This window comes from Streptomyces sp. ICN903 (genome assembly GCF_022015835.1).
GTDB lineage: Bacteria > Actinomycetota > Actinomycetes > Streptomycetales > Streptomycetaceae > Streptomyces > Streptomyces fenghuangensis.
Genome location: NZ_JAKMAY010000237.1, coordinates 3,083 through 8,963, shown reverse-complemented (window position 1 = coordinate 8,963; position 5,881 = coordinate 3,083). Strand labels below are relative to the sequence as shown.

The following is a 5,881-nucleotide window of genomic DNA, read 5'->3' as shown; positions in this document are numbered from 1 at the left end:
GGGAGGGGTCACAGGTGGCGGGTGGCCAGGGCGAGCCGGTCGCGTGCGTCGAACAGGGCGTCCTTGATGGTCTGTTCGTGGGCGGGTGTCAGCCGTGCGACCGGGACCGAGCAGCTGATGGCGTCCCGTGCGGGGGTGCGGTAGGGGATGGCGACGCCGAAGCAGCTCAGTCCCAGGGTGTTCTCCTCGCGGTCGACCGCGTAGCCCTGTTCGCGGATCTGGTGCAGTTCCGCGATGAGTTTCTCGCGGTCGGTGATGGTGTGTTCGGTCAGTGGTGCCAGGGTCTCGGGGAGCATCGCGCGGATCCGGTCGTCGCCGTAGGTGGCCAGCAGGGCCTTGCCCAGGGAGGTGGAGTGCGCGGGCAGGCGCCGTCCCACCCGGGTGAAGGGGCGCAGGTAGTGCTGCGACTGGCGGGTGGCGAGGTAGACGACGTTGGTGCCGTCCAGCCGGGCGAGGTGGATGGTCTCGGTGGTGTCGTCGGAGAGCCGGTCCAGGGTGGGGCGGGCGGCGGCCACGACCTCGTCGCCGTCGATGTAGGAGGTGCCCACCAGCAGGGCGCGCACGCCGATGCCGTAGCGGGTGCCGGTGGCGTCGGTCTCGATCCAGCCCAGCTCCACGAGCGTGCGCAGCAGCATGTAGAGGCTGGACTTGGGGTAGCCGACGGCCTCCTGGACGGCGGCGAGGGTGTGCATGCCGGGTTTGCCGGCGAAGAACTCCAGCAGTTCCACGGTGCGTACCGCCGACTTGACCTGTGCCCCGCCCGCCTCCGGTTTCCTGCCGGGGGCGCCCCCGTGCGCAGAAGGCATCGACCTTGACCCTTTCGCTCGACCGGCCATAGAGTCCCACATGGTTATTCACACATAGGGACGGCGTTCAGTATATCGAACAAGGTCTCCGGGGGGACAGTCTTCGGCGTCCGGGATCCCGGACATGCCCCCGCCGGTCCCGTCGCCCCCTGCCGTCGTCCGGTCGGCGGCCGTTTCGAAGGAGGAGTTCAGCGGTGGCAGTACCAGTGTGGAGCGTCGACCCCAGGACGGGGAAGCGGCGTGAGCAGGTCGCGGCCGAGGCCACGGCGGCCGACGTCGACGCGGCCGTACGCGCGGCCCACGCCGTCCGCGGCGAGCTGGCGGACCGCACCGCGCGGATCGCCCTGCTGCGCGCGGCCGCCGAGGAGCTGGAGGCCGCCCGCGGTGAGATCGTCGCCGCCGCGGACGCCGAGACCGCGCTGGGCGAGGCCCGGCTGAACGGCGAACTGGGCCGCACCACCTACCAGCTGCTCACCTTCGCCGACGAGGTCGCCGACGGCGCGTACCTGGACGTCGTCATCGACCACGCGGACGCCTCGCTCACCCCGCCCAGGCCCGACCTGCGCCGCTACAAGATCCCCCTGGGTGTCGTGGCGGTCTACGCGGCCTCCAACTTCCCGCTCGCCTTCTCCGTCCCCGGCGGCGACACCGCCAGTGCCCTCGCGGCGGGCTGTCCGGTCGTGGTCAAGGCGCACCCCGACCATCCGGCCACCTCCGAGCTGTGCGCGGCCGCGCTGCGCCGGGCGGCCGTGCGCGCCGGTCTGTCCGAGGACGTCGTCCGTGTGGTGCACGGTTTCGAGGCGGGTGTGGAGCTGGTGAAGCATCCGCTGGTCGCCGCGGCCGGGTTCACCGGCTCGATCCGGGGCGGCAGGGCGCTGTTCGACGCCGCCGCGGCCCGCCCGGTCCCCATCCCCTTCCACGGCGAGCTGGGCAGCCTCAACCCGGTCGTCGTCACCGAGGCGGCGGCCAAGGAGCGCGCCGAGGAGATCGGGGGCGGGCTGGCCGGTTCGATGACGTTGGGCTCGGGGCAGTTCTGCACCAAGCCGGGGCTGGTCCTCGCCCCCGAGGGCGAGGCCGGCGACCGGCTGCTGAAGGCCCTGGCCGGCTCCGTCGCCGGGGCCGCCCGCGGGCCGCTGCTGGACACCCGGATGCGCGAGGCGTTCCTGGCCGGGGTGAGGGCCCGGGCGGAGCTGGAGGACGTGACGGCGCCGGTCGCCGCGGCCGAGGGCGAGGAGCAGAGCGTGGGTGCGGGCTTCCTGACCGTCCCGGCGGAGCGGCTCGTCGGCTCCGAGCGGCACGCCCTGCTGCTGGAGGAGTGCTTCGGGCCCGTCACCGTCGTCGCCCGCTACCGGGACGCCGGCGAGATCAGTGCCGTGCTGGCCAAGCTGCCCGGCAACCTCACCGCCACCCTCCACATCGCGCAGGAGGAGGCGGGGCAGGAGGGCGGCGCCGCGGCCCGGCTGCTGGGCGAGCTGACGGCGCTGGCCGGGCGGGTCCTGGTCAACGGCTGGCCCACCGGCGTCGCGGTCGCCCCCGCCCAGCACCACGGCGGCCCCTACCCGGCCACCACCTCCACCTCCACCTCGGTCGGTGCCACGGCCGTCGAGCGCTGGCTGCGTCCGGTCGCCTACCAGGACACCCCGCCGGCGCTGCTGCCCGAGGAGCTGCGCGACGACAACCCGCTCGGCCTGCCGCGCCGGGTGGACGGGCGCCGCGAGGGCTGAGCGCCCGGGGCTCCCGGGCCTCTCCCTGTGTGGCCGCCCTCCACGGAGGGCGGCCACGGGCGCTTCCACGGAGGCGGGGAAAGGGGGAAGGGCCTCTGGCCATAAGCGGTGCTTTGAGATCGCCCAAGACAATTCGCCATGGACAGGAGCGAACCGGGGCGACACAGTGGCGTGCATGGAGACCTCACTGCCGGGAGCACCCGATCTGCCGAAGACGCCGCTTCCGCCGGCTCTGCCGGACCTCGTACGGGCCGAGTTCGCGCCGACGACCGTCTATCTGAACACCGCCTCGCACGGTCTGACACCCGCCCGTACCGCCGACGCACTGCGCGAGGCGGTACGGGAGACGGTGGAGGGGCGCATCGACCTGACGCGCTGGTTCGCCGTGATCGAACGGGCACGCGCCCGCTTCGCCCGGCTGGTCGGCCTGATCCCGGACAGGGTGGCGCTGGGGGCGGCCGTCTCCGCGCACGTCTCGCTGATCGCGGGCTCGCTGCCGCCCGGCGCCGAGGTGCTGGTGGCCGACGGCGACTTCAGCTCCCTGGTCAACCCGTTCGCGATGCGCGCGGACCTCAAGCTGCGCACCGCCGCGCTGGACGGGCTGGCGGACGCCGTCCGGCCCGGTACCGCGCTGGTGGCCGTCAGCGCCGTGCAGTCGGCCGACGGCCGCCTCGCCGACCTCGCCGCCGTCGCCGGGGCCGCGCGGGCCCATGGAGCCCGCACCCTGGTGGACACCACCCAGGCCGCCGGCTGGCTGCCGTCGGCCGCGGACGCCTTCGACTACACCGTGTGCGGCGCCTACAAGTGGCTGCTGTGCCCGCGCGGCACCTCCTTCCTCACCGTGCCGGGGGACGGCGGGGACCTGGTGCCGCTGCAGGCCGGTTGGATCGCGGGGGAGCGGCCCTGGGACAGCTGCTACGGGACGGTGGAGGAGCTGGCCCGCTCCGCCCGCCGCTTCGACGTCTCCCCGGCCTTCCTGCCCTACCTGGGCGCCGAGCGCTCCCTGAGTCTGATCGAGGAGGCCGGGCCGGAGGCGATCGGCGCCCACGACCGGGCCCTGGCCGCCCGCTTCCGCGCCGGAGCCGCCGAGCTGGGCCACCGTCCGGTGCCCGGCGACTCGGCCATCGTCGCGGTGCCCGGGCTGGGCGGCGCCTCCGAGGCGCTGAAGGAGGCGGGGGTGGAGGTGTCCGTCCGGGCGGGGAACCTGCGCGCGGCCTTCCACCTGTACAACACGGCCGAGGACGTGGAGCGGCTGCTGGCGGCGCTGCCCCGGGCGTGACCCGCGCGGCCGCGGACACCGCGCGGCCGCGGACACCGCGCGGCCGCGGGCCCCGGGCGCGCGGTCCGTGAGGAGGCCGCTGCCCGGGGCCTTGGGGTCACGCCGACTGCCTGCGCACCAGCTCGGTCGGCAGGATCACCGCCGACGGCTCCTCGCCGCCGATCAGGCCCAGCAGCACCCGCACCATCTCCGAGCTGATCCGGTCCCACGGCTGGCGGACGGTGGTCAGCTCCGGGAGCCCGGCGACGGCCGCCGGCGAGTCGTCGAAGCCGCCGACGGCGACATCGTCGGGCACCCGCCGTCCGGCCCGCTCCAGTGCGGTCAGCGCACCGCGCGCCATCAGGTCGGAGGCGACGAACAGCGCGTCCAGGTCCGGTGTCCGATCCAGCAGTTCGGCGGCGGCCCGCCGGCCGCTGTCGCGGCTGTAGTCGCCGTGGGCGACCAGCTCGTCGCCGGCGGGGAGCCCGGCCTCGGCCAGCACCTCGCGCCAGCCCGCCAGCCGGTCCACCCCGCCGGGGGTGTCCGGCGGTCCGGCGACGGTCGCGATGCGGCGGCGACCGAGCGAGACCAGGTGCCGCACGATGTCGCGGGCGCCGTCGCGGTCGTCGGCCGCCACATGGGCGATCCTGGCGGTACGCCCGCTGCGGTCGATCGGCTTGCCGCTGGCGACCACCGGTATGCCGGCCCTCGTCAGCTGCTCGGCCACCGGGTCGCCGGTGTGGCTGGAGACCAGCAGGACGCCGTCGACGTGGCCCGCGGTGACGTAGCGCATGACACGGCGCCGCTCGGCGGGCGTACCGGCGATCATCAGCAGCAGCGGGATGTCGTGCGCGGCCAGCGCCTGGGTGCAGCCGCGCAGCAGCACGTTGAAGTTGGGGTCCTCGAACAGCTTCTCCTGCGGTTCGGTGAGCAGGAAGGCCACCGAGTCGGAACGGCCGGTGATCAGGCTGCGGGCGTGCCGGTTGACGACGTAGCCCGTTTTGCGTATCGCGGCCCTGACCGCGTCCGCCGCGGCCGGGCTGACGTTGTGTCCGCCGTTGAGGAACCGCGAGACCGTGCCGCGGGAGACCCCGGCCTCCCGTGCCACGTCGTGGATCGTCGGCGGGCGCCGCCGCTCACTGCCGCTCATGCGGTACCCATCCTCGTGTCCGTCCCCGTCTCCCCGTCTCACGTGCAATTGTCGGTGATCCCCGCGCACCGGCCGGCCTTCACGACTTCACCGCTCCGGACAGCAGGTCCAGGCTCCAGAACCGCTGGACCACCAGGAACAGGGCGATCAGCGGCAGGACGGCCAGCAGGGCCCCGGCGATGACCAGGGTGTACAGGGCCGGGGTGGCGGACCCCTGCTGGAGCAGGGTGAACAGCCCGAGCGTGACGGGGAACTTCTCGTCGTCGCCGAGCATGATGTACGGCAGCAGGAAGTTGTTCCAGATCGCCACGAACTGGAAGAGGAAGACCGTCACCAGGCCCGGCAGCATCATCGGCAGTGCCAGGGAGCGGAAGATCCGCCACTCGCCGGAGCCGTCCGTCCGCCCCGCCTCCACCACGTCCGCCGGCACGGCGGCGGACGCGTAGATCCGGGCCAGGTAGACGCCGTAGGGGGAGAGGATCGACGGCAGCAGCACCGACAGGTGGGTGTCGGTCAGATTCACCTCGGCCAGCAGCAGGTACTGCGGCACGGCCAGGATGACCGGGGGCATCAGCACTCCGGTGAGCAGCACGTTGAAGACGGCCTCCCGGCCGCGGAAGCGGTAGACGGCCAGGGCGTAGCCGGCCAGCGCCGACACCGCGGTGGACAGCAGGGCTCCGAGTCCGGCGTAGAGCGCGGAGTTGGCCATCCACTGCCAGTAGACGCCGTCGCGGTAGGCCGTCAGGTCCGCCAGGTTCTCCGCGAAGCCGGTCCCGGGCAGGAAGGTGAAGGTGGAGAACAGCTCCCGTCCGGACTTGGTCGAGGCGACCACCACCCAGGCGACCGGCAGCAGGCAGTAGAGCGCGCCCAGCAGCAGTGCGGCGGTGGGCAGCAGCGCGGTGCGGCGCGGCGCGCGCGGGGGCGCGGGAGCCGGGGCGGAGGC

5 protein-coding genes are annotated in these 5,881 nt (G+C 74.0%); 2 read left to right on the top strand and 3 right to left on the bottom strand.

Going from position 1 to position 5,881, the window contains the following annotated elements; translation table 11 throughout:
* Positions 1 to 8: 8 nt before the first annotated feature.
* The gene (locus tag L7D48_RS21450) at positions 9 to 806 is read right to left on the bottom strand and encodes an IclR family transcriptional regulator (RefSeq protein ID WP_237881483.1); all 798 of its coding nucleotides are present in this window, start codon (positions 804 to 806) and stop codon (positions 9 to 11) included.
* Positions 807 to 1,000: 194 nt separating this feature from the next.
* On the opposite strand from L7D48_RS21450, the gene L7D48_RS21445 reads away from it, so the two are divergent.
* Together L7D48_RS21445 and L7D48_RS21440 are read left to right on the top strand one after the other, a co-directional pair.
* Positions 1,001 to 2,530: an aldehyde dehydrogenase (NADP(+)) gene (locus L7D48_RS21445; RefSeq protein ID WP_237881481.1), complete on the top strand. Its 1,530-nt coding sequence runs from the start codon at positions 1,001 to 1,003 to the stop codon at positions 2,528 to 2,530.
* Positions 2,531 to 2,705: 175 nt separating this feature from the next.
* Positions 2,706 to 3,809, top strand: coding sequence for an aminotransferase class V-fold PLP-dependent enzyme (locus L7D48_RS21440; RefSeq protein ID WP_237881478.1), 1,104 nt, complete (start codon positions 2,706 to 2,708; stop codon positions 3,807 to 3,809).
* Between the two features lie 97 nt (positions 3,810 to 3,906).
* Here L7D48_RS21440 and L7D48_RS21435 read toward each other — a convergent pair whose 3' ends face one another.
* A complete protein-coding gene (locus L7D48_RS21435; protein WP_237881476.1) occupies positions 3,907 to 4,938 on the bottom strand; it encodes a LacI family DNA-binding transcriptional regulator in 1,032 nt (343 codons plus the stop codon).
* A 79-nt stretch (positions 4,939 to 5,017) separates the two neighbouring features.
* A partial coding sequence (locus L7D48_RS21430) for a carbohydrate ABC transporter permease (protein WP_374493160.1) occupies positions 5,018 to 5,881 on the bottom strand: 864 nt, incomplete at its 5' end.